Below are 25,676 nucleotides of genomic sequence, written 5' to 3'. Positions count from 1 at the left end.
CAGTCGCCTACGGTGCGTTGGATCCGAGGATGGACGGTACCCGGACAGCCGGCTTGAAGCATCCCCCCAACGACCGCCCCAACCCAGAAGAATGATCCAGGGTCATCCGTTCGGACGACCCCCGAGGGGCGTCAGGCCAAGATCCGTGGCCTTCTGCGACCAGGCCGCTCCGTATGGTCCCACCAGCCCGACCCATCGGCCGGCTACCCGCACCTGGGCGTCGGCCTCCGGTCCGGAGCCGTCCGACGGGCCCAGAAAGCCCATCCGGACCAGCCCCTGCACCAGTCGTTGCGGCACCTCGACCGGCGCACCGGGCGGATCCTCCGGGGTGACCAGCACGGCCACGTGGTCGAGCAGCGCGTCGCGCAGCGCCCGCTGCCCCACCGCCCGGCCGGCCACGCCGTGTTCGCTGGCGTCCCGCAGGGTGCCGGCCGCCGCCCGGGCGATCCGCCACAGGTCGGCCGCGGGCAGCGTCTCCACCGGCCGGCTCGCCGCCGGCGGCAGCGGCCACCGCCACTGCGCGTCCCGCCGGGCCGGCAGCGCCGGGCCGGAGCGTTCCAGCTCGGCCAGGAGTTCCCCGGCCGAGACCGTCACGTCCCCCGGCCCCGGGCCGGCCACGGTGCGCACCACCAGCACCTGCCAGGGCAGCCGGGCCCAGAGCGCCGTCCGGCCGCCGTCGACCGGACGGAGCCGGACCGGGAGAGCCGGGTCCAGCCGGAGCAGCCGGGCCAGGAACGCGCCGGCGTCGGCGACCCCGACGATGCCGTGCCCGCCGGCAGCGGGCGCGGGCCCTGCCGGCGAGCCGCTCCTCGGCGCCGCCGCCTGACCGGACGCCGCCGGGACGGGCCGCGGACCGGCCGGCCCCGGCCGGGTCACGCCGACCCGCCGGAGAGCGCGTACGTCCGCAGGAACTCCCGCTCCCGGTCGGTGATCCGCCGGGGCAGCTGCCGACCGAGGTCGAACGGCACTAGCACCGACCGGGCCCGCCCGGCGAGCACCTCGCCGTCGTAGAGCTCGTAGGCGACGGTGAACCGGGAGGGCTTGATCTCCTCCACCCAGAGTTCGATCCGCACGGTCGGGCCGCCCTCGGCGGTGGCCCCGGCGAGCGGATAGTCGACCGGGCGCAGGTAGTCGACCTCGTGCCGGCGGATCACCACTCCGTCGGCGAACGAGTCGACCCCCGCCGCCCGGGCACCGGCGAACATCAACGCCACCCGGGCCTCCTCGTAGAGGGTGAGGAAGCGCGAGTTGTTGACGTGGCCGAACGCGTCCAGGTCGGACCACCGCAGCGTGCAGTGGTAGACGAACCGGTCAGCCATGATCAGTCGCGGGTCAGCTTGCGGTACGTCACCCGGTGCGGCCGGGCGGCCTCCGCGCCGAGCCGGTCGATCTTGTTCTTCTCGTACGCGTCGAAGTTGCCCTCGAACCAGAACCACTTCGACGGGTCCTCGTCGTCGCCCTCCCAGGCCAGGATGTGCGTCGCGACCCGGTCCAGGAACATCCGGTCGTGCGAGATGACCACGGCGCAGCCCGGGAACTCCAGCAGCGCGTTCTCCAGGCTGGAGAGGGTCTCCACGTCCAGGTCGTTGGTCGGCTCGTCGAGCAGGATCACGTTGCCGCCGATCTTCAGGGTCAGCGCCAGGTTGAGCCGATTGCGCTCACCGCCGGAGAGCACCTTGGTCGGCTTCTGCTGGTCCGGGCCCTTGAAACCGAACGCGGCGATGTACGCCCGCGACGGCATCTCGACCTTGCCCACCATCAGGTAGTCCAGCCCGTCGGAGACGACCTCCCAGACGGTCTTGTCGCCGCTGAGGCCCTGCCGGTTCTGGTCGACGTACGACAGCGAGACGGTCTCGCCGACCCGGACCGAGCCGCTCGTCGGCTGCTCCAGCCCGACGATGGTCTTGAACAGGGTGGTCTTGCCGACGCCGTTCGGGCCGATGATGCCGACGATGCCGTTGCGCGGCAGCGAGAACGACAGGTCGTTGATCAGCACCCGGTCGCCGAAGCCCTTGGTGAGGTGCGAGGCCTCGATGACCGTGCTGCCCAGGCGCGGGCCCGGCGGGATCTGGATCTCCTCGAAGTCCAGCTTGCGGGTCTTCTCCGCCTCGGTGGCCATCTCGTCGTACCGGTCCAGGCGGGCCTTGGACTTGGTCTGCCGGGCCTTGGCGTTGGAGCGGACCCACTCCAGCTCCTCGGTGAGGCGCTTCTTCATCTTGGCGTCGCGGCGGCCCTCGACGGCCAGCCGGGCGGCCTTCTTCTCCAGGTAGGTGGAGTAGTTGCCCTCGTAGGGGTAGGTCCGGCCGCGGTCCAGCTCGAGGATCCAGTTGGCCACGTTGTCCAGGAAGTACCGGTCGTGGGTGATCGCCATGACGGTGCCGGCGTACTTGGCCAGGTGCTGCTCCAGCCAGGAGACGCTCTCCGCGTCCAGGTGGTTGGTGGGCTCGTCGAGCAGCAGCAGGTCGGGCGCCTCCAGCAGCAGCTTGCAGAGCGCCACCCGGCGGCGCTCACCACCGGAGAGCTGGGTGACGTCGGCGTCCGGCGGCGGGCAGCGCAGCGCGTCCATGGCCAGTTCGAGCTTGGAGTCGATGTCCCAGGCGTCGAGGTGGTCCAGCTCCTCCTGGAGCTTGCCCATCTCCTCCATCAGCTCGTCGGAGTAGTCCGTCGCCATCTGCTCGGCGATCTTGTTGAACCGTTCCAGCTTGGCCTTGGTCTCGGCGACCGCCTCCTCGACGTTGCCGAGCACGGTCTTGGCGTCGTTGAGCGGAGGCTCCTGGGCGAGCATGCCGACGGTGTAGCCGGGCATCAGCCGGGCCTCGCCGTTGCTCGGCTTGTCGAGCCCTGCCATGATCTTGAGGAGGCTGGACTTACCGGCGCCGTTCGGCCCGACCACGCCGATCTTGGCCCCGGGCAGGAAGTTCAGCGTCACGTTGTCCAGCACGACCTTGTCGCCGTGCGCCTTGCGCGCCTTTTCCAGGACGTAGATGAACTGGGCCACGGTGCGGGCTACCTCCGTCGATTGGGATCGCGAGCTTGCGGCGCGGCGCGGGCTGCGACTTCCGCCGGCCGCCGCCGGCCGGGGGCCGGCTGCACGCACGCCGTCGTCAATCCTGACAGGTACGGCGGGCTTCGCCCACATCACCCCGCCCCCCGTGTAGCCCGGTCGGCGGCTGTTGGCAAGATCACCGGCAGGATTCGGCGACCGTGGGACGGGTAGGGAACTCCGGCACGGGGCCCCAGACGCCGCAGCTACGCTCAGTACGCTCATTCGCGGTTGACCCGTCAGCACCCGGAGGTGGCCGAACGTGACCGTCCGCAGCTCCTTTGTCGTAGTGGCGAACCGCCTGCCGGTCGACGAGGTGAGCACACCTGAGGGACGGCAGTGGCGTCGCAGCCCGGGCGGGCTGGTGACGGCGCTGCATCCCGTCCTCGCCGAGCACCAGGGCACCTGGGTCGGCTGGGCCGGCGGCACCGGCGCCGCCCCCGAACCGTTCGACCTGGAGGGCATCCGGCTGCACCCGGTCCCGCTCAGCGCCGAGGAGCTGGAGCGCTACTACGAGGGTCAGTCCAACGCGACGATCTGGCCGCTCTACCACGACGCGGTCGAGACGCCGGCCTACAAGCGCCGCTGGCGGGAGGCGTACCGGCTGGTCAACGCCCGGTTCGCGGAAGCCGCGGCGGAGGTGGCGGCCGAGGGCGCCACGGTCTGGGTGCAGGACTACCAGCTGCAGCTGGTACCGGCGATGCTCCGCGAGCTGCGGCCGGACCTACGGATCGGCTTCTTCCTGCACATTCCGTTCCCGCCGATCGAGCTGTTCATGCAGATGCCGTTCCGCACCGAGATCCTGCGCGGTCTGCTCGGCGCCGACCTGGTCGGGTTCCAGCAGCGGCTGGCCGCGCAGAACTTCGTCCGGCTGGCCCGGCACCTGCTCGGGCTGCGCTACGAGGGGCAGATGATCCAGGTCGACGGCCGGCAGGTGAAGGCCGGGGCCTTCCCCATCTCGATCGACACCCGGGAGATGGAGCGGATGGCCGCCGACCCGGCGGTGCTGGCCCGGGCCAAGGAGATCCGCGAGGAGCTGGGCAACCCTAAGACGATCATCCTGGGCGTGGACCGGCTCGACTACACCAAGGGCATCGAGCTACGGCTAAAGGCCTTCCGGGAACTGCTGGCTGACGGAAAGCTGACAGTGCCCGACGCGGTCATGGTCCAGGTGGCCACACCGAGCCGCGAACGCGTGGAGCACTACCAGGCGCTTCGGGTCAAGGTAGAACGCGAGGTTGGTCGGATTAATGGCGAATTCGGCAGGGTCGGCGTGCCGGCAGTGCATTATCTGCATCAGTCGTACAGTCGCAGTGAACTTGCCGCGATGTACGTCGCTGCCGACGTGATGATGGTGACCCCGCTTCGAGACGGAATGAATCTGGTGGCCAAGGAGTACGTCGCATCGCGCGGGGACCAGGGCGGCGCGCTCGTGCTCAGTGAGTTCGCCGGCGCGGCCACCGAGCTGCGCCAGGCATTTTTGTGCAACCCGCACGACCCGGACGCGGTCAAGGACGCCCTGCTGCGGGCCGTGCATGTGGAGAAGCCGGAGGCCCGCCGCCGCATGCGGACGATGCAACGCCATCTGCGTACCAATGACGTTGGCCACTGGGCCAAGTCGTTCCTCACCGAGCTCGGCGTGCCGGAGGCGGAGGCCGCGTGAACACGCCCGTCCCCGGTGGCGCCACCATCGCCACCGGCGTCATGGACCCGGAACTGCGTTCGGCCATCGGCCGGATCGCCCGGGTCCCCCAGCTGCTGATCGCCTGCGACTACGACGGCACGCTGGCCCCGATCGTCGAGGACCCGAGCAAGGCCGTACCGCTGCCCGAGGCGGTCGCCGCGATCCGCGCGCTGGCCTCCCTGCCCCAGACGAGCGTCGCGGTGGTCTCCGGCCGGGCGCTGCGCGACCTGGCCGCGCTCTCCCGGCTGCCCAGCGAGGTCCACCTGGTCGGCAGCCACGGTTCCGAGTTCGACATCGGCTTCGTCGAACGGCTCTCCCCGGAGCTGATCGCGGTCCGCACCCGGCTGCGCGACGCGCTGCGGGAGATCGCCGCGAGCCACCCGGGCGTACGGCTGGAACGCAAGCCGGCGAGCGTCGCGGTGCACACCCGCGGGGTCGACCCGCAGGTCGCCGCCGCCGCCATCGAGGCGGTCCGTGGTGGCCCCGCCACCTGGGATGGCGTCACGGTCACCCAGGGCAAGGAGGTCATCGAGCTGTCGGTGGTCGCCACCCACAAGGGCACCGCGGTCGACCAGCTGCGGACCCAGCTCTCCGCCAGCGCGGTGCTCTTCATCGGCGACGACGTCACCGACGAGAACGCCTTCGGCAACCTGCACGGGCCGGACGTCGGCATCAAGATCGGCGTGGGCGACACCAAGGCCGACTACCGGGTCGACGAGCCGATCGAGGCGGCGCGCGCCCTCGGCCTGCTGCTGGAGACCCGGCGGCACTGGCTTTTCGGCGAGCGGGCGGTGCCGATCGAGCGGCACTCGATGCTGGCCAACGGCCGGACGGTCGCGCTGCTCACCCCCGACGCCAAGGTCACCTGGCTCTGCAACCCCAAGCCGGACTCGGCGGCGATCTTCGCCGACCTGGTCGGCGGCAGCCCGGCCGGGCACTTCACCGTCTCCCCCGAGCGCGGCGGCATCCCGCTGGGCCAGCGCTACCGCGGCGGCACGATGACGGTGGAGACCCGGTGGTCCGGTCTCACCGTGACCGACTGGCTGGACCTGCCGGCACAGGAGACCACCCCGGACGGCCCGGCCATCATGGCCGGCGACTCGACGCTGGTGCGGGTGCTCACCGGCCACGGCCGGGCCCGGGTGGAGTTCGCTCCCCGGCCCGAGTTCGGCCAGGTGGCGGTGCAGTTGCAGCCGGTCGGCGACGGTCTGCTGGTGCTCGGCTCGAACGAGCCGATCGCGCTCTACTCCCCCGGGGTCGAGTGGGACGTCGTCAGCGACGGCGGCTACGAGACCGCCAAGGCGGTCGTGGACCTGCGGGCGGCCGGCGGGCAGGTCGTCCTGGAGCTGCGCTTCGGCACCCACAGCGTGGAGCACCACCGGCTGCCCGTGCACGAGCGGCAGGCCGCCGCGGAGCAGCCGTGGAAGGACTGGGTGGCCTCGCTCAAGCTGCCCACCACCGCCCGCGACCTGGTGGTCCGCAGCGCGCTGACGCTGCGCGGGCTCTGTCACCAGCCCACCGGCTCGATCCTGGCCGCCGCGACCACCTCGCTGCCGGAGGAGCTGGGCGGCGTCCGCAACTGGGACTACCGCTACTGCTGGCTGCGCGACGCCGCGCTGACCGCCCGGTCGCTGGTCGACCTCGGCTCGACCGAGGAGGCCGAGGGGCTGCTGCGCTGGATCGACGGCGTCGTCGAGCGCACCGGCGGGCACCCGGAGCGGCTGCACCCGCTCTACACGGTCGACGGGTACGAACTCGGCGCCGAGGCGGTCATCGACACCCTGCCCGGCTACGCCGGCTCCCGGCCCGTCCGGGTCGGCAACCTGGCCAACCACCAGCTCCAGCTGGACGTCTTCGGCCCGGTCGCCGACCTGATCGCCGCCGTGGCCGACCTTCGCGGCTCGGTCCGGGAGACCGAGTGGCGGGTGCTGGAGTCGATGGTCGAGGCGGTCAGCCGCCGCTGGCACGAGCCCGACCACGGCATCTGGGAGGCCCGCCTCCCACCGCGGCACCACATCTTCTCCAAGGTGATGTGCTGGATGACCGTGGACCGGGCCCTGCACGTGGTGCGCCAGCACGGCGGCGAGGACCGGCCGGAGTGGGTCGACCTGCGCGACCGGATCGCGGCCAACGTGCTGGAGCACGGCTGGCACGAGCACGCGGAGGCCTACAGCGTCGCCTACGGCGACGAGGACATGGACGCCTCGTCACTCTGGATCGGCCTGTCCGGGCTGCTTCCGGGCGACGACCCGCGCTTCCTCTCCACGGTGCTGAAGATCGAGGCTGACCTGCGCAGCGGGCCGGTCGTCTACCGCTACCACTGGGACGACGGCCTGCCCGGGCGGGAGGGTGGCTTCCACATCTGCACGGCGTGGCTGATCGAGGCGTACCTGCGCACCGGCCGGCGGCTCGACGCCGAGGAGCTCTTCGCCCAGATGGTCGACACCGCCGGGCCGACCGGGCTGCTCCCCGAGCAGTACGACCCGCTGGCCGAGCGCGGGCTGGGCAACCACCCGCAGGCCTACAGCCACCTCGGCCTGATCCGCTGTGCCCTGCTGCTGGACAACATGCTCAAGCAGTGAGCTGACGGTCCACCCCGACGACGGCCGGAGCGCGAGCTCCGGCCGTCGTCGTTGTCCCCCACCCCGCCCCCTGCCCACCCCCACGCGTTGATCATGAAGTTGTTGCCGGTCGCCTCGGCGTGTCGCGACAACAACTTCATGATCAACGAGCGCTGTGGGGGCCGGTCAGGTGTGGAGGGCGTCGACCACGTCGCCGATGACCACTACGGCCGGGGGGCGGAGGTTCGCGGCGACCGCGTCGGCGGCGACGTCCGCCAGGGTCGACCGGAGCATCCGCTGGGAGCCGGTGGTCGCCTCCTGGACCACCGCGGCGGGGGTGTCCGGGCGGCGGCCGTGAGCGAGCAGGGCGGCGGTGATCCCGGCCAGGTTCTTCAGCCCCATCAGGATCACCAGCGTGCCGCGCAACCCGGCCAGCGCGTCCCAGCGCACCAGTGAGGCCGGCGAGTCCGGCGCCAGGTGCCCGGAGACCACGGTGAACTCGTGCGCGACCGCCCGGTGGGTGACCGGGATGCCGGCCGCCGCCGGGGCGGCGATGGAGCTGGTCACCCCGGGGACCACGGTCACCGGTACGCCGGCCTCGGCGCAGGCCAGCAACTCCTCCCCGCCACGACCGAAGACGTACGGGTCGCCGCCCTTGAGCCGGACCACGAACGCGCCGGCGCGGGCGCGGTCGACCAGGATCCGGTTGATCTCCTCCTGGGCCCGGGCCGGCCCGTACGGGATCTTGGAGGCGTCGACCAGCTCCACGTCGGCGCGCAGCTCATCGAGGAGCAGCCCGGGTACCAGCCGGTCGGCGATCACCACGTCCGCCTCGGTCAGCAGGCGCCAGCCCTTCACGGTGATCAGCTCGGGATCACCCGGCCCGGCACCGACCAGGGCGACCCGTCCGACCGGGTCATCCGCCGATCGTCGGGGCGCGTCCGGCTCGGCGACCGGCTCGAACCCGGCGCGCGCGGCGAGCAGCTCGCGTACCGCGTCCCGGACGCTCATCGCCCGACGCGGATCGCCGCCGCCCAGCACCGCGACCGTCACCGGCCCGTGCCGGGTCACCGCCGGCGTCCAGGCGGTGGCCGCCGTCCGGTCGTCGGCCCGCACGCAGAAGATGTGCCGCTCGGCGGCGGCGGCGCTGACCGACGCGGCGGCCGTCGGGTCGTCCACCGCCACCTGGACCAGCCAGGCCCCGTCCAGGTCCTCGGGGGCGAACCGGCGCGCCACCCAGCGCAGCCGGCCGGCGTCGACGTGCGCGCGCAGCGCCGGAGTCAGCTCCGGGGCCACCAGCAACACGTCCGCGCCCGCGTCCAGCAGGGCGGGCACCCGCCGGGTGGCGACCGTTCCGCCGCCCACCACGACCACCCGCAGCCCGGCCAGCCGCAGCCCGAGCGGGTACGGCGTCTCGCTCACGCCGCCGCCCGACCCGACTCGGCGGCGGCGCGAGCCGGCGCGCCGCGCCGCCCTTGGGCTCGCTCGCTGCGCTCGCTCACTTCTCGGCCACCCCGGCCGAGTCGAAGGTGGCCACCTCGTGCAGCACCCGGACCGCGCCGGTGACCACCGGCAGCGCGAGCAGCGCCCCGGTGCCCTCGCCGAGGCGCAGGCCGAGGTCGATCAGCGGGACCAGCCCGAGCCGGCGCAGCGCCAGCGTGGCGCCGGGCTCGGCGGACCGGTGCCCGGCGACCATGGCGCCCACCGCGTCCGGGGCGAAGGCCGCGGCGGCGAGCGCGGCGGACACCGCGATCACCCCGTCCAGCAGCACCGGCACCCGGTGCGCGGCGGCGCCGAGGATCAGCCCGGTCAGTGCGGCGTGCTCCAGCCCGCCGACCGCGGCCAGCACGCCCAGCGGGTCAGCCGGGTCAGGCCGGTGCCGGTCCAGCGCGGTCCGCACCACCTCGACCTTCCGCCGGTACGTCGGGTCGTCCACGCCGGTGCCACGGCCGGTCGCCGCAGCCGGATCGGCGTCGGTGAACGCGGCGATCAGCGCGGCCGCCGGGGTGGTGTTGCCGATGCCCATGTCCCCGGTGAGCAGGATGCCGGCGCCCGCCGCGACGAGATCGTTCGCGACCCGGATGCCGGTCTCGACGGCGGCGCGGGCCTCGTCGCGGGTGAGCGCGGCGGTCACCGCGAGGTCCCGGGTGCCGGCCCGGACGTTGGCGCTGACCAGCCGGGGCGCCCGCGAGTCGAGCGTCCCGGACCCCCCGGCGTCGCGGTCGGCCGCGGCGTCGGCCGCGACGGCGTCGTCCGCGGCCGCGGGGATCGGGGTCGCCACCCCGACGTCGACCACGGTGACCGCGGCGCCGGCCTGCCGCGCGAACGCGTTGACCACCGCGCCGCCGGCCAGGAAGTTGCCGATCATCTGCGCGGTGACCTCCTGCGGCCAGGGCGTCACCCCCTGGGCGTGCACGCCGTGGTCACCGGCGAAGATCGCCACGGCGGCCGGCTCGGGCAGCGGCGGCGGGCAGTTCCCGGCCAGGCCGGCGAGGCGTACCGACAGCTCCTCCAGGGCGCCGAGCGAACCGGCCGGCTTGGTGAGCCGGCCGTGCAGCTCCCGGGCGGCGGCCATCGCCGGCTCGTCCAACGGCCCGATCGCCGCGATCGTGGTCTCCAGCATCATGCCTCCAGCATCTCGCCCAGTACCCGGATGAACTCGTCGGTGGTGGCCGGGTCGCGCACGGCCACCCGCAGCCAGTCCGGCCCGAGGCCGGGGAAGGTGTCCCCCCGACGCACCGCCCAGCCGCGCTCGCGCAGCCCGGCCCGGACGGTGGCGGCGCCGGGCAGGTGGATCAGGACGAAGGCGCTGGCCGGGCGGCCGGCGACGCGTACCCCTGGCAGGGCGGCGAGCCGGGCGACCAGGTGCTCGCGGTCGGCGGCGAGCCGCGCGGCGATCGCGCGCTCGGCCTCGACCGCGGCCGGCGTGGCGCAGGCGGCGGCGGCCGCCAGCGCGGGCGTGGAGACCGCCCAGAGCGGCTGGACGGCGGCGAGCCGCGCCAGCAGCTCCGGCGCGCCCAGCAGGTAGCCGATCCGCAGTCCGGCCAGCCCCCAGGTCTTGGTGAGGCTGCGTACCACCAGCAAGCCGGGCAGGTCCCGCCGGGCGGCGAGGGACTCCGGCTCGCCCAAGTGGCCGGGGCGGACGGTGGTGTCGGCGAAGGCCTCGTCCACGACCAGCACCCGGCCCGGGCGGGCCAGCGCGGCCAGGGTCCGCGCCGGATGCAGGACGGAGGTGGGATTCGTCGGGTTGCCGACCATCACCAGGTCGGCGTCGGCGGGCACCCGCGCCGGGTCGAGGTGGAAGTCGTCGCCCGCGTCGAGCAGCACCCGTTCCACCTGGTGGCCGGCCGCCCGGAGCGCCGCCTCGGGCTCGGTGAACTGCGGGTGCACCACCACCGGCCGGCGGACCCCGCGCAGTGCCTGGGCGAGCAGCACGAAGCCCTCGGCGGCACCGGCGGTGAGCAGCACCTCGTCCGGGGCGCGGTGGTGCCGGGCGGCGACCGCGGCCCGGGCGGGTGCCGGATCCGGGTAGCGGGCCAGGTCGGTGAGGCTGGCGGTGATCGGCCCGGCCAGCCACGGCGGCATCGGCGCGCGGCGGACGTTGACCGCGAGGTCGACCAGGCCGTCCCCCACCTCCGCGTCCCCGTGGTGGGCGAGGTCGGGCTCGCCGACGGGGATCGACTCCGGGACGCGGTCGAGCGCCGGCGCAGGCGCCGGTTCGTCACCGGCGCTCGCCGGTGCCCCGCTCGGCTGACCACGCATGCCCGCGATCCTGCCGGGAAGGCGGCGTGTGGGACAGCCGATCACGGCGTGGGACGCGTCACGACCCGTTCGACGTACGCCCGTTTATGAATTCTTCTCATTTCCGAATCGGAAATGTCATAGCTTGACCTGGTGAGCAACCGACCCCTTGCTGCCGCCGGTCGTGTCGTCCCTCTCCTCCGCGCCGGGCTGATAGCCGGCATCGTGATCGCCGCCGTCGCCTATCCGCTCTTCGCCTTCACCGGCCTGGGCGCGAAGGCCACCGCGCACGCGATGGAGCACAAGACCAAGCTGTTGACCACCGCGCTACCCGCCGAGACGTCGTACTTGTACGCGCCGGACGGCAAGACCGTGCTGACGATGTTCTACGAGGAGTACCGGCAGTACACCAAGCTGTCGGACATGTCGCCGAACATCCAGCAGGCCATCGTGGCGGCCGAGGACTCGCGCTTCTACCAGCACCGGGGCGTGGACCCGAAGGGCGTGGCGCGGGCCTTCGTCGCCAACGCCCGCTCCAGCGGGGTGTCCCAGGGCGCGTCCACGCTGACCATGCAGTACGTCCGGATGGCGTTGCGGGACAGCGCGAAGACCCCGACGGAGGTCCAGGAGGCCACCCAGCAGACCAGCCTGCGCAAGATCAAAGAGATGCGGATGGCGCTGGACCTGGAGAAGGAGCTCAGCAAGGAGGACATCCTCGAGCGCTACCTGAACTCCGCGTACTTCGGGCACCGCGCGTACGGCATCTACGCGGCCAGCGAGATCTTCTTCTCCAAGACCCCGAAGGACCTCAGCCCGGTAGAGGCGGCCACCCTCGCCGGGCTGGTCAAGTCGCCCAGCGAGTACGACCCCGCGTCGTCGGACCAGAAGGACGCCACCGCCCGGCGCAACTACGTGCTGGACCGGATGACCCAGCTCGGCTATCTCTCGCCGGACGCTGCCGCGACGGCCAAGGCGGAGCCGATCCGGCTGAAGCTGACCGACCCGCCGAACGACTGCGCCTCGATCCCGGAGAAGTACAACAGCTGGGGCTTCGCCTGCGACTACCTGAAGAACTGGTGGAGCGCGCAGCCGGCATTCGGAGAGAACCGGCTGGAACGGATGGACAAGCTGCGCCGCGGCGGCTACCGGATCGTGCTCAGCATCGACCCGAAGATCCAGGACGCGGCGGAGAAGAACGTCGGCGCCAAGGAGAACACCGGCAGTCCGTTCGCCAACGGCATCGTGGTCTCCGAACCCGGCACCGGGCGGGTGAAGGCGATGGCGGTGAACCGGACGTACTCGCTGGACCTGAGCGAGAACCCGCAGAGCTCCAACCCGGAGGCCGGGCCGAACATCAAGGCGAACTACCCGAACACGGTGGCCCCACTGCTCGGCGGCGGTGACCTACCGGGTTACCAGGCCGGCTCGACGTTCAAGATGTTCCCGATGCTGGCCGCGCTCAACTCGGGGATGACCCTCTCCACCTCGTTCAACGCCCCGTACCGCTACCAGTCGAAGGTCTTCGACAACTGGGCGCCGTCCAACGCGAGTGGGGCGATGAGCGGTCAGCAGACCATGTGGTCCGGGTTCGGCAAGTCGGTCAACACCTACTTCGTATGGCTGGAGGAGCAGATCGGCGCCGAGGCGGGCGTCCGGCTGGCCGAACAGCTCGGGCTGCGCTGGCGCACCGACGTCGACCGGGATCAGGCCTCACCGGCGAAGGTGAAGAAGTGGGGCGCGTTCACCCTGGGCGTCTCCGACGCCACGCCGCTGGAGATGGCGAACGCGTACGCCGCGATCGCCGCCGACGGCCGGTACTGCGAGGCGATCCCGGTGCAGGCGATCATGAACCGGGACGGCACGCCGACGACGTACGCCACCGCCTCCGGCATCCAACGGGAGGTCGCCAAGCCGCGCTGCCGGCAGGTGGTCAGCGCCGACGCGGCGCGCGCCGCCACCGACGCGGCCCGCTGCCCGACCGGGGACACCCCGGCCCGGGGCGGTTGCGGCGGCTGGTCGACGGCGGACAGCGTCCGGGGAACCGTCGGGCGGCCGGTGGCCGGCAAGACCGGTACCACGGACAGCACCCGGTCCGCCTGGTTCGTCGGTTACACCCCGGAGCTGGCCGCGGCGAGCTTCATCTCCGACCCGGACAACCCGTTCAACGCCGTCGGTGACGGGCAGTCCCAGATCCCGATCGCCGCGGTCTCCGAGACCCTCCGCGACGGCCTCAAGGGCCAACCCACCCGCCAGTTCACCCCACCCTCCGACGCCATAGTCGGCTGACCCACACCCAGCGGGGTTGATCAAGAGGTCTGCGTCAGGAACGGGCCGGTTCCTGACGCAGACCTCTTGATCACCCCGAACTGGGGTGGGGTGGGTGGGTGGGTTAGTGGAGGTCGGCCGCTACGAAGGACCAGAGTTCGAGGTCGACCCGGGCGCCCCGCACGTAGCCGGCGTTGCGCAGCAGCCCCTCGTAGCTGAAGCCGGCCTTCTCGGCCACCCGGCGGGACGCGGTGTTGCCCGGCGCCACCCGCAGCTCGACCCGCTGGAAACCGTGCTCCAGGATCAGCGCGATGGCCACCGCGTCGACCGCCTCGGCGGCCAACCCGAAGCCCCGGGCCTGCGGCGCGATCGCGTAGGAGATCTCGGTGAGCCGGGCGCCCCAGTCGGTGCGGCGGGTCCAGAGACAACCCACCAGCTCGGCGTCCTCTCGCCGGATCACCCCGTAGTGGTCGCCGTCGCCGCTGTCACGGCGCTGCCGGGCCAGGTCGGTGCACCAGGCGTGGCCGTCGATCGGGCCGGAATCGTCGGCGAGCGGCAGCCAGCGCCGGGTCAGCCGGTCGGCCATGATCGCCCCGGCCGCCGTCGCGTCCGCCGCCACCAGCTGTCGCACCTCGGTGCGCGGAGTGGAGACGGTCAACGTCGGGAAGCGGCGTACCGCGACCTGACCGATCACGCCGGCACCCCGCCGGGCTGCGCCGGCACCGCCTCCGGCGCCGGATCGGCGAGCGCCGCCGCGACCACCCGGGTGGCGGTCTCCGGGTGACCCGCCCAGTGCAGGGTGAGCTGGGAGGCGTGCACGTTGCGCCAGACGAAGCCCTCCGGCGTGCCGCCGGCCCAGCTCCACGCCGGCCGCTGGCCGGCCCGCGGGGTGAGCACGGCCCGGTGCTCCTTGTGGCCGACCAGCACCGTGCCCTGCGCGGCGACCACGCTCTCGGTGTGGGCCGTCGCCTCCCGGTAGCCGACCACCAGGCCGTCGCGGCTGGCGCCGACCGCGTCCAGCACGCCGCACATCGGCAGCCCGTCCAACTCGCGGGCCAGCCAGAGCAGGCCGGTCCCCTCGGCCACCACCGGACGCCCGGTGCGGGCCAGCTCGGCCACCGCGATGCAGAGCTTCCGGTTGGCCGACAGCTGCTCCGCGTACGCCTCGGGCAGCGCGCCACCGACGACCAGCGCGCGGGTGCCCGGCGGCAACGCCTCGTCCCGCAGCGGGTCGAACGTGACCACCTCGGCGCCGGCCGCGCGGAGCAGTTCGGTGGTCTCCGGCGGGCTGTAGCTGCCGCCCGGCCCACCGGCCAGCGCGACCACCGGACGGTTCGCCGGGGCCGCCGGGGCGCCCAGCGCGTCCTGCGCCGACCAGGGAGTGGCCGGCAGCGGCGGGGCGGAGCGGGCCAGCCCGAGCAGGCGCTCCACGTCGACCGTGGCGGCGACCGCCTCGCCCAGCCGGCGCACGGCACGGGCCGCCTCGGCGGAGCCACCGATCACCGGCACCACGCCGTGCCGCCGGGCCGGGAGCACCGGGGGGAGGTCCTGGCGGCGCAGCGCGCCGTAGACCGGCACGTTGATGTCGTCGAGCGCCTCGCGAAGCATCGCCTCGTGGCGGGACGAGGCGACCCGGGTGAGGATCACCCCGCCGAGCCAGAGCTGCTCGTCGAAGGAGCGGAAGCCGTGCACCAGGGCGGCCGCCGACTGGCCCATCGCGGCGACGTCGACGGCGAGCACCACCGGGCTGCGCAGCGCGGCGGCCACCGCCGCCGTCGAGTCCTGGTCCGGGCGACCGGTGACGCTGTCGTAGAGGCCCATGCTGCCCTGCACCACGGCCAGCCCGGCGCCCTCGGCGCCGTGAGCGAGCAGCGGGGCGAGCCGGTCGGCGCCGGCCAGCCGGGGGTCGAGGGTCCGACCCGGCCGGCCGGCGGCGAGCCCGAGGTAGGCGGCGTCGACCTGGTCCGGCCCGATCTTGAACCCGGCGACCTGGACCTCGCGGTCGGCGAGCGCGGCGAGCAGCCCGATCGCCAGCGCGTTCTTGCCGTGCCCGGAGGACGGCGCGCTGAACACCAGGCGCGGCACGACGGTCATCATCGACTCCTCGTCGGCGGCGGGGGTACGCGGCTGAGGACCGTGGGAGCGGTCCGCCCGGTGACGATACCGGTCCGGCCCGACGGGTGAACGCCGCAGCGGGGACTGTTGCGGTGGGCGCAGCGGCCGGTCGCGGAGAGTGGCCCCGGTCATACGGGTAGCCTCGTGGCTGTGTACCGGTTCCTGCTGAGCCCACGTTGGCTGGGCATCCTCGCGTTGACCCTGGTCGCGGCGGCGGTGATGGTGTGGCTGGGCAACTGGCAGTTGGACCGCTACCGGGGGCGTACCGAGGTCAACGAGCGGATCGACGCCGGTTTGCGGATGTCGCCGGTGCCGCTGCACGACGCGCTGGCCGCGCCGGCCGGTGGCCCCGGCACCGCCGGACCGGGCCCGGCCGAGGAGAAGGTCTGGACCCGGGTCACCGTCACCGGGCGTTACGACTCGACCAACACGGTCCTGGTCCGCGGCCGTACGGCGGACAGCAAGGTCGGTTTCGAGGTGCTCACCCCGCTGGTGCTCGGCGACGGCACCGCCGTGCTGGTGGACCGCGGCTGGATCCCGCCGGCACCGGGCGGGGCGGCGACCGCCCAGCCGCAGGTGCCCGCCGCCCCGTCCGGTGACGTGACGGTGGTCGGCCGGGTGCACGAGACCGAGAGCGGCGCGACCACTGTCAACCGGCGCGACGGCCGGTTGGAGACCCGGCGGATCGGGGTTCCCCGGCTCGCCGACGAGCTGCCCTACCCGGTCTACGGCGCCTATCTGCTGCTCGACGAGCAGACCCCGGCGGCCGACCCGACGTTCGTCGCGGTGCCGGTCGGGCACGCCAACAACTGGCAGAACCTCGGCTACGTCGTGCAGTGGTGGCTCTTCGCCGGAATGACGATCGTCGGCTACGGCTGGGCGGCCCGCCGGGAGGCCCGTCGCGGAAGCGGCACCGACTCCCGGCCGCTCGACCGGGCCGCCGAGCCGGCCCCGAGCGCACCGGCCTGACCGGCCCGGCCCGGTAACCGGTGCTCTGTCCGACCGCTCAGTCGGTGGGCCGGCTGAGCGGTCAGTCGGTGACCCGCCCGGCGTGGATGGCCCGGACGGCGTCGATGGTGTCCGCCTCGGCGGCCGTCTTGTCGCTGCGGTAGCGCACCACCCGGGCGAAGCGCAGCGCCACCCCGCCCGGATAGCGCGAACTGGTCTGGACGCCGTCGAAGGCGATCTCGACGACCTGCTCGGGGCGGACCCGGACGACCCAGTCGCCCCGCTCCACGGCCAACTCGAGGAAGCGCTCGGTCTGCCAGCGCAGCAGATCGTCGGTGAGGCCCTTGAACGTCTTTCCCAGCATGACGAAGTCGCCCGTGCGCGGGTCGCGGGCGCCGAGGTGCAGGTTGGAGAGCCAGCCCTGGCGTCGGCCGCTGCCCCACTCGACCGCGAGCACCACCAGGTCGAGGGTGTGCCGAGGCTTGACCTTGACCCAGGCGGCGCCGCGCCGGCCGGCGTCGTAGGGCGCCTCCGGCGCCTTCACCACGACCCCCTCCTGACCGGCGTCGATCGCGGCGGCGAACGCCGCCCCCGCCTGCTCCGGCCCGTCGACCTCGATCCGCCCGACCAGCAGCGACTCGTCGACCGCGCCGGCCAGCGCGGCCCACCGCTCCCGGCCGGGCAGGTCGATCAGATCATCGCCGTCGAGGTGCAGCAGGTCGAAGAAGTAGGGCGTCAGCACCGCCTGGCCGGTGGTCTCGGCGGCGGCGAGCACCGCCGGGGCGACCGGCGCGCGGCCGGTGGTGCTCGGCGTGGTGCGCCGGGCGGCCCGGCTCGACGTCTGCTGGAACGGCAGCGGCCGGCCGGTCTCGTCGAGCCCGATCGCCTCGCCGTCGAGCACCAGCTCCCGGGCGGGCAGGGCGCGGACCGCGGCGACCACCTCGGGCACCCGGGCGGTGATCTCGTCAAGGCTGCGGGTGAAGACTGCGATGTCCTGGCCGGAGCGGTGCACCTGGATCCGGATGCCGTCGAGCTTCACGTCGACCACCGCGGGCGTGCCGGTCGCGGCGAGCGCCTCGTCGACCGAGGGCGCGCTCTGCGCCAGCATCGGGGCGAGCGGACGCCCCACCCGCAGGCCGAACCCGGCCAGCGCGGCCGCGCCACCGTCGAGCGCGGCCACCGCGACCGCCCGCAGGTCGCCGGCGAGCAGCAGGGCCCGGCGGACCGCCGCCGCGGGCACGTCGGCCGCCCGGGCGATCGCGTCGGCCAGCAGCCCGGCCTGCGCGCCCTGGCGCAGCTCGCCGCTGAACAGGCCAGTCAGCAGCCGCTGCTCGTCGCCCGTGGCGGCGGCGTAGAGCGCGCCGAGCAGGGCCCGGCGGCGGGCCTGGGAGCCCGCGCCGTGCACCGCGGCGATCTCGTCGATCGCCGCGTCGACGGCGGCCACGGTCAGCGTCGGCTCGGCGGCCGGCGGCGGCAGGTCGCGCAGGCTCGCGTAGCCGACCCCGGTCTGCCGTTGACGCAGCTCGCCGGCGAGCCAGCCGGCGCCGGCCGGCACTTCGGCCGGGTCGAGCGCCCGCAGCGCGCCGGCCAGCAGCTCCACCTTGGCCCGTCGGCCGCTGGTGGCCGCCACGGCGGCAGAGGTGGCTGCCAGATCGAGGAACCGCACGGGTTCATCCTGCCAGCCACCTCCGACACCACCCGGGCATTGCCGTGCCCGGCGAACGGCGTGGCCCGGCTCAGGCCGAGACCGGCTCCTCGATCCGCAGCCCGCGGCCGCGAACCTCGTCGGCGACCCGGCTGAGCAGCGAGTCGAGCGTGACCAGCGCGGCGGAGAGCTCACCGAGCTGTTCCTTGAGCGTGTCCTCGGGCCACGCGGAGACGTCTACGTCCCCCAGAGCGCTGACGGCGGCCTGCAACCGGGCCATCACCTCGTTCGTACTCATGTTCGAAACCCTATATCAGCTGAGGATCCGACACGCCGCAAACTCCCAAATCGACCGGGACGTTACGGTTCCGACACCTAACTCCGGTCCGTGCCCGCCTCGGCCACGTTGTTCAGCAGCAGCGCCTCGGCCAGGCAGACCCGGGCGAACTCACCCAGGTGCAGGCTCTCGTTCGGCCCGTGCGCCCGGGCGTGCGGGTCCTCCACCCCGGTCACCAGGATCGCGGCCTGCGGGAACATCTCCTGGAAGGTGGCAATGAACGGGATCGAGCCGCCCACGCCGATGTCGACCGGATCGGTGCCGTCCCAGGCGGTCCGGAAGGCCGAGCGGGCGGCGTCGAACATCGGCCCGGACGCGTCGATGACGCAGGGGTCGCCGTCGTGCTCGAAGGTGACCGTGACCTGGGCGCCCCACGGCGCGTGCTTCTCCAGGTGGCCGCGGAGCGCCTCGTACGCCCGCTTCGGGTCGTCGCCCGGGGCGAGCCGGATGCTGAGCTTGGCCTTCGCGGCCGGGACCAGCGCGTTCGGCGCCTCGCCGGTGGCCGGCGCGTCGATGCCGAGCACGGCCAGGGCGGGCTTGGTCCAGAGCCGGTCGGTGATCCGGCCGGTGCCGATGAAGGAGACCCCGTCGGCCAGCCCGGCCTCGGCGCGGACCCGCTCCTCCGGGTAGTCGACGGTGGCACCCTCCCGGCCCACCAGGCCCTCGACCGCGACGTCACCGGCGTCGGTGTGCAGGGTGGCGAGCAGCCGGACCAGCGTGGTCAACGCGTCCGGGACGGCGCCGCCGAACATCCCGCTGTGCACCGCGTGGTCCAGCGTGCGGACCTCGACGAAGCAGTTCACGATGCCGCGCAGCGAGGTGGTCAGCGCCGGAACGCCGATGTCCCAGTTGCCGGAGTCGGCGATCACGATGACGTCCGAGGCGATCTGGTCGCGGTGCTCGTCGAGCAGCTGCTCCAGCGAGTCGGAGCCGTACTCCTCCTCGCCCTCGATGAACAGGACCACGCCGACCGGCAGCCGGTCGCCGAAGGCCCGCAGCGCCGCCACGTGCGCCATGATGCCCGCCTTGTCGTCGGCCGCGCCCCGGCCGTAGAGCCGACCGTCCCGCTCCACCGGCTCGAACGGGTCGGACTCCCACAGCGACAGGTCGCCCACCGGCTGGACGTCGTGGTGGGCGTAGAGCAGCACCGTCGGCGCGCCGGGCGGGGCCGCCTTCTTCCCGATCACCGCCGGCTGCCCGCCGGAGCGCGCGATCCTGACGTCCAACCCGCAACTGCGCAGCAGCTCGGCCACCGCCTCGGCGGAGCGCTCCACGTGCGAGTGGTCGAAGCCCTCGAACGCGATGCCGGGGATGCGGACGAGGCGTTCCAGGTCGGCGCGGACCCCGGGCAGCTCCCGCTCGACGGCGGCCCGGATCTCGGACTCGGACATGATCGGTGTGGTCATGACCGGCATCGTATGCCGGCCTTACCGGGTGGGGTCGGCCCGGTCAGCGGATGCGCACGTAGTAGCGGGTGCGGTCGTGCGGCAGACCCGGTGCGCCGTCGACCACCAGGTGGGCGTGCTCCGCCGTACCGTCGGTGGCGAAGTGTGCCGCCTCCCCTGCGTGCCAGCGGCGCAGCTCGGGCAGGATCTCCGGGCCGTCCCGGGCGACCGCACGGGCCAGCCGCAGCGGTGCCGGCGCGGTGACGAAGACGGCCAGGGTGAGCTCCGGTCGGGCCGCCGCCCGGGCCGCGCTCACCCCCTCGACGACGAGCACCGGGCCGGCCGGCACCGACACCGCGTCGGGCAGGAAGCTCCGCCGCACCCAGCTGTACCGGCGGTAGGACCCGGATTGCCCGGCGCGCAGCGGGGCCAGCACCGACTCCTCCAGCCGGGACCAGAAGGTGAGCTGGTCGTCCCAGCCGTCGAGCAGGTCGTCGGTGTGCAGCACCGGCGGCCGGTCGCCGCCGAGCAGGGCGAGGGCGTCCGCGAGGTGCGCCGCGAACCGGCTCTTGCCCGCGCCGCTCGGCCCGTCGACCGCGACCAGTCGGGTACGCCCCAACCGGGCCGGCCCGGCCAGCACCCGCCCGGCCAGTTCGGCGTACGGCTCGACGACCGCGACCGGCGCGGCGGTCTCCCCGACGAGGTCGCCCGCCGACCCGGCAGCCGGGTCTGCGCGGCCGGCTTCCGGTCTCACGCCGGCTCCACCGGTTCGCCCAGCATCTCGCCGAGCCAGGCCAGTTCCGCCCGGCTCGTGGCTCGGGCGATGGTGAGCAGCCCACGACGGTAGGGGTCGGTCAGCTCCTCGGCCCGCACGGGCCGGTCGCCGTCGTAGAAGAAGCTGCTCGGGGTGCGGAGGAAGGCCAGCCGGCGGCGGAGCACGTCGTCTCGGGCGGCCGGCTCCTCGACGTGGCGGAGGAACGCGAGCAGGACGAACCAGCGGTTCTCGTCGCTGATCTCCAACTCGTCCGGCTCGCGCAGCCGGCGGTTCAGCTCAGCCCGGCCCTGGTCGGTCAGGACCAGCATCTGTCGGGGCGCCGCTCGGGTGCCCGGCTCGGCGCGGCGGGTCAGGAGGCCGGCCCGCTCCAACCGCTTGACCGCGGGATAGAGCGTGCCGTCGGCGATCGGCCGGATGTGCCCGGTGAGCTGGGCGATCCGCCGTTTCAGGAGATAGCCGTGCAGCGGCTGGTCGGCCAGGAAACCAAGGATGGCGAGTTCGAGCACCCCGCCATTATGCCCTCTTGACGATATACCTCGGTACGGAGGTATTGTCTCCGGCATGCAGACGGCGACGGTGGGCCCGGACGGGGCCCAGATGCGATGGGTGGAGACCTCCGGCAGCGAGCCGGCTCGGGTTTACGTGCACGGGCTCGGGGCGATGTCGGCGCCCTACTTCGTTCCGGTGGCCACCCGGCCGGAGCTGGCCGGCCACCGGTCACTCTTCGTGGACCTGCTGGGCTTCGGCCTCAGCGACCGGCCGGCGGCGTTCGGCTACACACTCGACGAACACGCGACGGCGCTGGCCCGGGCGCTCGACGCGGCCGGCGTCCGGGCCGCGGACGTGATCGCACACAGCATGGGCGGCGCGGTGGCCATCGTGCTCGCCCACCACCGGCCCGACCTGGTCCGCAGGCTGGTGCTGGTCGAGGCCAACCTGGACCCGAATCCCCCGCCGACCGCCGGCAGCAGCGGCGTCGCCAGCTACGCCGAGGACGAGTTCCTCGCCACCGGTCACGCCCAGACCCTCGACCGGGTCGGACCACACTGGGCGGCCACCATGCGGCTCGCCGATCCGGTCGCGCTGCACCGCACCGCGCTGGGGCTGATCGCCGGGAGCCGGCCCACCATGCGGCACATGCTGGAGCGCCTGCCGATGCCGCGGACGTTCGTGCAGGGCGGGCGGAGCGGTCCGGTGGTTGGCGCGGACGACCTGACCGCCGCCGGAGTCACCGTGGTCACCGTCCCGGGCGCCGGTCACAACGTGATGCTGGACGCCCCCGAGGCGTTCGCCCGGGCCGCCGTCGCCGCCCTCGCGACCGCCGCCCAGCCGGTCGGCTGACCAGCTGCCCGGGCGGTCGACCGGCGGGCCCAGGCGGTTGACCAGCTGCCCGGGCGGTCGACCGGCTGGACCGAGCTGGACCGGGCGGTTGGACCGGCTGGCCCGGGCGGTTGACTGGCCCGGCCGGTTGACCTGCTGCCCTGACGGCCGACCGCTGGCCCGGACGGTCGGACCGGCTGGCCCGGGCGGTCGGACCGGCTGGCCCGGGCGGTTGACCTGCCGCCCTGACGGCCGACCGCCGGCCCGCCGCGCGTCGGGTGCCCTGGTTTCGGGGCACCCAACCGGCGCCGACGATCACGTCCGGGGGATTCGTGTCCCCCACCGGCGGGCGCGCATCCGTTTGCCAGCCGGGCCGGCGGCCGGCTGGGCATGATCGGGAGGTGCTGCGTGACGTGATGAGCCCCGGTGTCGAGGCCCTGCTGGAGCAGGCCCGTTCCGGGCTGCGCCGGTTGTCCCCGCAGGAGACCGTCGAGGCGGTGCGCGGCGGCGCGTTGCTGGTCGACACCCGTACCGAACGGCAGCGCCGCGAACACGGCGACCTGCCGGGCGCGATCGTCATCGAACGCACGGTGCTGGAGTGGCGGCTCGACCCGGCCAGCAGCTGGCGCATCCCCGAGGCCACCGGGTACGACCGGGAGATCGTGGTGGCGTGCCAGCACGGCTACAGCTCGAGCCTCGCCGCCGCGAGCCTGCAGACACTGGGGCTGCGCCGGGCCACTGACATGATCGGCGGGGTCGAGGCCTGGGTGGCCGCCGGCCTGCCGCTAGCCGACCACCCCGCCGACGTCCGCCCCTGACCCACCCCTGCCCTGCCCCGCCCCGCGCCCGCGCCCTGCCCCGCCCCCGCCCTGCCCCGCCCGCGCCCAGCCCCGCCCGGTGCGCCAAGCCCGGCCCGCCGGCCCGCGTCGATCATGCAGTTGTGGTGCCAGCTTTGTCCGCAATGGCGACTTTCGTCCACCACCACAACTGCATGATCGACCGCGACCGGCGAGCGGTCCGTGCCCCGCGGGCGCGGTCCGTGCCCCGAGCGCGGTCAGGGGCGGGGGGCGCCCGGGGGGATGAAGGGGAGGCCGGGGGGCGGGCCGGTTTCGACGAGGCGCCAGAGGGCGTCGGTGTCCAGGTGCTCCTCGACCAGGTCGCCGAGCAGGTCGAGGGAGCGTTCGCGGACGGCCGCGAAGACAGTGTCGGGCGCGACCCGGAAGCCGTGCCGGCCCGCCAGCCGGGCCGCCTCGGTGAGGAACCGCCGGCGGAACCCGTCGGACTCGAACGCCCCGTGCCAGTGGGTGCCGTGCACCGCGCCGAGCACCGCGCCCTCACCGCTGCCGTCCGCGTTGCGAAGCAGCGGGTTCAGCGCCGGGTCGGCCGACGAGACGTACCCGTGGTGGATCTCGTAGCCGCGGACCGGCACGTCGCCGCCGACGCTGCCCACCGACTGCCGGACGGTCTTGCGCGGATCGAAGGTGATCTCGATGGGCAGCAGGCCCAGGCCGGGGACGCTGCCCTGCCGGCTCTCCACCGGGTCGTGGATCGCCCGGGCGAGCATCTGAAAGCCGCCGCAGATACCGAGCAGCGGCTTGCCGGCCGCGACGTGGGCGGTGACCGCGTCGGCGAGGCCGGTCTCCCGCAGCCAGGCGAGGTCGGCCACGGTCGACTTGGAGCCGGGCAGGACGACCAGGTCGGCGGCGGCCAGTTCGGCCGGCTCGACGGTGAGCCGCACCCGGACCCCGGGCTCGGTGGCGAGCGCCTCGACGTCGGTGGCGTTGCTGATCCGGGGCAGCCGGACCACCGCGACGTCCAACCACTCGGCGCCGAGCGGGGCGGCCGGGCGGCCGAGCACCCGTCCGTACGCGAGCGAGTCCTCGGCGTCGAGCCAGAGGTCCAACGCCCAGGGCAGCACCCCGTACGTCGGCCGGCCGGTGACCTGGTGCAGCATGTCCAGCCCGGGCCGGAGCAGGCCGAGGTCACCGCGGAACTTGTTGATCACGAAGCCGGCGATCAGTGCCTGGTCGGCCGGGTCGAGCAGCGCCACCGTGCCGAACATCGACGCGAAGACACCGCCGCGGTCGATGTCGCCGACCACGATAGCGGGCAGCCCGGCGTGCCGGGCCAACCCCATGTTCACGTAGTCGCCGGCCCGCAGGTTGATCTCGGCGGGGCTGCCGGCGCCCTCGCAGATCACCACGTCGTACGTCGCCCGCAGCTCGGCCAGCGCCGCGTAGGCGGTCTGGGCCAGCCGGGGCCGCAGCTCGCGGAAGTTGCCGGCGGTGACGGTGTCGACCGCCTCGCCGAGCAGCACCACCTGGCTGGCCAGGTCACTGCCGGGCTTGAGCAGCACCGGGTTGAAGCGCAGGTCGGGGGCGAGCCCGCAGGCGGCGGCCTGCATCGCCTGCGCCCGGCCGATCTCGCCGCCGCGCCCGTCCGGCCCGACCACCACCGCCGAGTTGTTCGACATGTTCTGTGCCTTGAACGGGGCGACCTTCACGCCCTGCCGGTGCAGCCAGCGACAGATGCCGGCGGTGAGCACGCTCTTACCGGCGTCGGACGTGGTGCCGGCGACCAACAGCCCGCCGGTCACCGGTCCCGCCCTCGCCCGACCGCCGCCGCCCGGACCCCGTCCGTGACCACCGCGCCCCGGGCACCGGGCAAACTCAGCACGCCCCGGACACCGCCGGAACCCAGCACATCCTGGACACCGCCGGTACCCAGCACACCCCGGACACCGCCGGAACCCAGCACGCCCCGGACACCCCGGACACCGCCGCGAACGGCCGCGCTCCGGGCGCCGCCCGAGGCTGTCGCGACCCGGCGGCCGACCGCGTTCACCAGCCGCCCGGCGGTCAGCGGATAGCTGGCCGCCACGGCCAGGGCGGCCAACCCGACCGCCCCGGAGAGGCGGGCGGCCCGCTTCAGGTGCCGGGCCTGCGGACGGGGGCCGTCGCCGAGGAACGGCCGCACCTCGGACCGCCCGAAATAGACGTTGCGTCCACCGAGCCGGACGCCGAGCGCGCCGGCCATCGCCGCCTCGCACTGGCCGGCGTTCGGGCTCGGGTGGTCGTTGCGGTCGCGCCGCCACACCCGCCAGGCACGGTCCCGGTCGCCGTGCGCGACCGGCGCCAGCGCGACGGTCAGCAGCCCGGTCAGCCGGGCCGGCACCAGGTTGAGCAGGTCGTCCAGGCGGGCGGCCGGGGTGCCGAACCGGGCGTAGCGCGGCGAGCGGTGCCCGACCATGGCGTCGAGGGTGTTCGCCGCCCGGTAGCCGAGCAGGCCGGGCAGGCCCCCCACCGCGCCCCAGAGCAGCGGGGCGACCACCGCGTCGGAGGTGTTCTCGGCGACCGACTCCACGGTGGCCCGGGCCAGTTCCGGCTCGTCCAGGGTCGACGGGTCCCGCCCGCACAGGTGGCCGAGCCGCTGCCGCGCGGCCGGCAGGTCGCCGGCGCGCAGCGCCTGGCCCATCACCTCGGCCTCGTGGCGCAGCGTCCGGCCGCCCAGCACCGTCCAGGTCCCGGCCGCGACCAGCGCCGCCCGGGCGAGCGGCCGACGTCGGGTGGCCAGCGTGGCGGCCGCGCCGAGCAGCACCGGCACGCCGACAGCCAGCGCGGTGAACGCGGCACCGGCCGATCGGTCCGGCCGGTACATGCGCCGTTCCAGGTCCCCGGCGACCCGGCCGAAGCCGGCCACCGGGTGCCAGCGACGCGGGTCGCCGAGCAGCCTGTCCAGCGCGTACCCCGCCACGAGTCCCGCCGCGTTCGCCACCGGCGCCGCCTGCCGCACGCGCACCACCTCCGGCCGGCCAGCCTAGACGAGGTAGCTGCGGGGACCAGCCCGGCCGCACCCCG

The 25,676-nt window shown here is 74.1% G+C and carries 19 protein-coding genes and 2 pseudogenes; 6 read left to right on the top strand and 15 right to left on the bottom strand.

Annotated elements, in window-relative coordinates:
• Window positions 1-102: 102 nt before the first annotated feature.
• From ACIBBA_RS28225 to ettA, 3 genes are all read right to left on the bottom strand, one after another.
• Window positions 103-762, bottom strand: coding sequence for a hypothetical protein (locus ACIBBA_RS28225; protein WP_396701206.1), 660 nt, complete (start codon window positions 760-762; stop codon window positions 103-105).
• A 110-nt stretch (window positions 763-872) separates the two neighbouring features.
• Window positions 873-1,319: an acyl-CoA thioesterase gene (locus ACIBBA_RS28220; RefSeq protein WP_396701129.1), complete on the bottom strand. Its 447-nt coding sequence runs from the start codon at window positions 1,317-1,319 to the stop codon at window positions 873-875.
• A 2-nt stretch (window positions 1,320-1,321) separates the two neighbouring features.
• Window positions 1,322-2,998 carry an energy-dependent translational throttle protein EttA gene (gene ettA, locus ACIBBA_RS28215; RefSeq protein WP_350872039.1) on the bottom strand — a complete coding sequence of 559 codons (1,677 nt, stop codon included), beginning with the start codon at window positions 2,996-2,998 and terminating at the stop codon, window positions 1,322-1,324.
• A gap of 307 nt (window positions 2,999-3,305) precedes the next feature.
• On the opposite strand from ettA, the gene ACIBBA_RS28210 reads away from it, so the two are divergent.
• On the top strand, window positions 3,306-4,706 hold the full coding sequence (locus tag ACIBBA_RS28210; protein WP_350872038.1) for a trehalose-6-phosphate synthase: 1,401 nt from the start codon (window positions 3,306-3,308) through the stop codon (window positions 4,704-4,706).
• 41 nt (window positions 4,707-4,747) lie between these two features.
• On the top strand, window positions 4,748-7,309 hold the full coding sequence (otsB, locus tag ACIBBA_RS28205) for a trehalose-phosphatase (RefSeq protein WP_350872165.1): 2,562 nt from the start codon (window positions 4,748-4,750) through the stop codon (window positions 7,307-7,309).
• Between the two features lie 165 nt (window positions 7,310-7,474).
• Here otsB and cobA read toward each other — a convergent pair whose 3' ends face one another.
• The 3 genes from cobA to cobC form a co-directional block, all read right to left on the bottom strand.
• A complete protein-coding gene (cobA, locus tag ACIBBA_RS28200) occupies window positions 7,475-8,710 on the bottom strand; it encodes a uroporphyrinogen-III C-methyltransferase (RefSeq protein ID WP_396701127.1) in 1,236 nt (411 codons plus the stop codon).
• A gap of 76 nt (window positions 8,711-8,786) precedes the next feature.
• Window positions 8,787-9,911, bottom strand: coding sequence for a nicotinate-nucleotide--dimethylbenzimidazole phosphoribosyltransferase (gene cobT, locus ACIBBA_RS28195; protein WP_396701203.1), 1,125 nt, complete (start codon window positions 9,909-9,911; stop codon window positions 8,787-8,789).
• Window positions 9,911-11,050 carry an Rv2231c family pyridoxal phosphate-dependent protein CobC gene (gene cobC / locus ACIBBA_RS28190; RefSeq protein ID WP_396701125.1) on the bottom strand — a complete coding sequence of 380 codons (1,140 nt, stop codon included), beginning with the start codon at window positions 11,048-11,050 and terminating at the stop codon, window positions 9,911-9,913. The genes cobT and cobC overlap by 1 nt, the downstream gene beginning before the upstream one ends.
• Before the next feature lie 132 nt (window positions 11,051-11,182).
• Here cobC and ACIBBA_RS28185 point away from each other — a divergent pair, with 132 nt between their 5' ends.
• On the top strand, window positions 11,183-13,315 hold the full coding sequence (locus ACIBBA_RS28185; RefSeq protein ID WP_396701123.1) for a transglycosylase domain-containing protein: 2,133 nt from the start codon (window positions 11,183-11,185) through the stop codon (window positions 13,313-13,315).
• A gap of 103 nt (window positions 13,316-13,418) precedes the next feature.
• Here the strand turns inward: ACIBBA_RS28185 and ACIBBA_RS28180 are convergent, their stop codons facing one another.
• Together ACIBBA_RS28180 and ACIBBA_RS28175 are read right to left on the bottom strand one after the other, a co-directional pair.
• Window positions 13,419-13,988 (bottom strand): GNAT family protein, encoded by a 570-nt coding sequence (locus ACIBBA_RS28180; protein WP_350872031.1) that lies wholly within the window; start codon window positions 13,986-13,988, stop codon window positions 13,419-13,421.
• On the bottom strand, window positions 13,985-15,388 hold the full coding sequence (locus ACIBBA_RS28175) for a cobyrinate a,c-diamide synthase (RefSeq protein WP_396701120.1): 1,404 nt from the start codon (window positions 15,386-15,388) through the stop codon (window positions 13,985-13,987). Before ACIBBA_RS28175 ends, ACIBBA_RS28180 begins: the two co-directional genes overlap by 4 nt.
• A gap of 165 nt (window positions 15,389-15,553) precedes the next feature.
• On the opposite strand from ACIBBA_RS28175, the gene ACIBBA_RS28170 reads away from it, so the two are divergent.
• Window positions 15,554-16,378 (top strand): SURF1 family protein, encoded by an 825-nt coding sequence (locus ACIBBA_RS28170; protein ID WP_396701118.1) that lies wholly within the window; start codon window positions 15,554-15,556, stop codon window positions 16,376-16,378.
• 61 nt (window positions 16,379-16,439) lie between these two features.
• On the opposite strand, the gene ACIBBA_RS28165 is transcribed toward ACIBBA_RS28170, so the two are convergent.
• From ACIBBA_RS28165 to ACIBBA_RS28145, 5 genes and pseudogenes are all read right to left on the bottom strand, one after another.
• Window positions 16,440-18,023, bottom strand: coding sequence for an ATP-dependent DNA ligase (locus ACIBBA_RS28165; RefSeq protein WP_396701116.1), 1,584 nt, complete (start codon window positions 18,021-18,023; stop codon window positions 16,440-16,442).
• A gap of 70 nt (window positions 18,024-18,093) precedes the next feature.
• Window positions 18,094-18,300 (bottom strand): hypothetical protein, encoded by a 207-nt coding sequence (locus ACIBBA_RS28160; RefSeq protein ID WP_350872026.1) that lies wholly within the window; start codon window positions 18,298-18,300, stop codon window positions 18,094-18,096.
• A 77-nt stretch (window positions 18,301-18,377) separates the two neighbouring features.
• On the bottom strand, window positions 18,378-19,730 hold the full coding sequence (locus ACIBBA_RS28155; protein ID WP_396701201.1) for a dipeptidase: 1,353 nt from the start codon (window positions 19,728-19,730) through the stop codon (window positions 18,378-18,380).
• Window positions 19,720-20,376 (bottom strand): annotated as a pseudogene (locus ACIBBA_RS28150) (uridine kinase); the annotation flags it as partial. The pseudogene ACIBBA_RS28150 and the gene ACIBBA_RS28155, both read right to left, overlap by 11 nt.
• A gap of 98 nt (window positions 20,377-20,474) precedes the next feature.
• Entirely contained in the window at window positions 20,475-21,005 is a 531-nt protein-coding gene (locus tag ACIBBA_RS28145) for a PadR family transcriptional regulator (RefSeq protein ID WP_396701114.1), read from the bottom strand.
• A gap of 55 nt (window positions 21,006-21,060) precedes the next feature.
• On the opposite strand from ACIBBA_RS28145, the gene ACIBBA_RS28140 reads away from it, so the two are divergent.
• Window positions 21,061-21,840 (top strand): alpha/beta fold hydrolase, encoded by a 780-nt coding sequence (locus tag ACIBBA_RS28140; RefSeq protein WP_396701112.1) that lies wholly within the window; start codon window positions 21,061-21,063, stop codon window positions 21,838-21,840.
• A gap of 395 nt (window positions 21,841-22,235) precedes the next feature.
• Window positions 22,236-22,637, top strand: coding sequence for a rhodanese-like domain-containing protein (locus tag ACIBBA_RS28135; protein WP_350872159.1), 402 nt, complete (start codon window positions 22,236-22,238; stop codon window positions 22,635-22,637).
• Between the two features lie 236 nt (window positions 22,638-22,873).
• Here the strand turns inward: ACIBBA_RS28135 and ACIBBA_RS28130 are convergent, their stop codons facing one another.
• Entirely contained in the window at window positions 22,874-24,415 is a 1,542-nt protein-coding gene (locus ACIBBA_RS28130) for a cobyric acid synthase (RefSeq protein ID WP_396701110.1), read from the bottom strand.
• A gap of 161 nt (window positions 24,416-24,576) precedes the next feature.
• Window positions 24,577-25,611: pseudogene (locus ACIBBA_RS28125) on the bottom strand (cobalamin biosynthesis protein); the annotation flags it as partial.
• Between the last annotated feature and the right edge of the window lie 65 nt (window positions 25,612-25,676).

This window comes from Micromonospora sp. NPDC051006 (assembly GCF_044456245.1).
Taxonomy (GTDB): domain Bacteria; phylum Actinomycetota; class Actinomycetes; order Mycobacteriales; family Micromonosporaceae; genus Micromonospora.
This window is presented reverse-complemented; position numbering and strand designations above follow the sequence as displayed.

What these genes read in the sequence shown, in the direction of transcription:
- ACIBBA_RS28220 (WP_396701129.1), bottom strand. Translation starts at nt 1,319, where the DNA reads ATGGCTGACCGGTTCGTCTACCACTGCACGCTGCGGTGGTCCGACCTG.
- otsB (WP_350872165.1), top strand. Translation starts at nt 4,748, where the DNA reads ATGGACCCGGAACTGCGTTCGGCCATCGGCCGGATCGCCCGGGTCCCC.
- cobT (WP_396701203.1), bottom strand. Translation starts at nt 9,911, where the DNA reads ATGCTGGAGACCACGATCGCGGCGATCGGGCCGTTGGACGAGCCGGCG.
- cobC (WP_396701125.1), bottom strand. Translation starts at nt 11,050, where the DNA reads ATGCGTGGTCAGCCGAGCGGGGCACCGGCGAGCGCCGGTGACGAACCG.
- ACIBBA_RS28175 (WP_396701120.1), bottom strand. Translation starts at nt 15,388, where the DNA reads ATGACCGTCGTGCCGCGCCTGGTGTTCAGCGCGCCGTCCTCCGGGCAC.
- ACIBBA_RS28160 (WP_350872026.1), bottom strand. Translation starts at nt 18,300, where the DNA reads ATGAGTACGAACGAGGTGATGGCCCGGTTGCAGGCCGCCGTCAGCGCT.
- ACIBBA_RS28155 (WP_396701201.1), bottom strand. Translation starts at nt 19,730, where the DNA reads ATGTCCGAGTCCGAGATCCGGGCCGCCGTCGAGCGGGAGCTGCCCGGG.
- ACIBBA_RS28140 (WP_396701112.1), top strand. Translation starts at nt 21,061, where the DNA reads ATGCAGACGGCGACGGTGGGCCCGGACGGGGCCCAGATGCGATGGGTG.
- ACIBBA_RS28135 (WP_350872159.1), top strand. Translation starts at nt 22,236, where the DNA reads ATGAGCCCCGGTGTCGAGGCCCTGCTGGAGCAGGCCCGTTCCGGGCTG.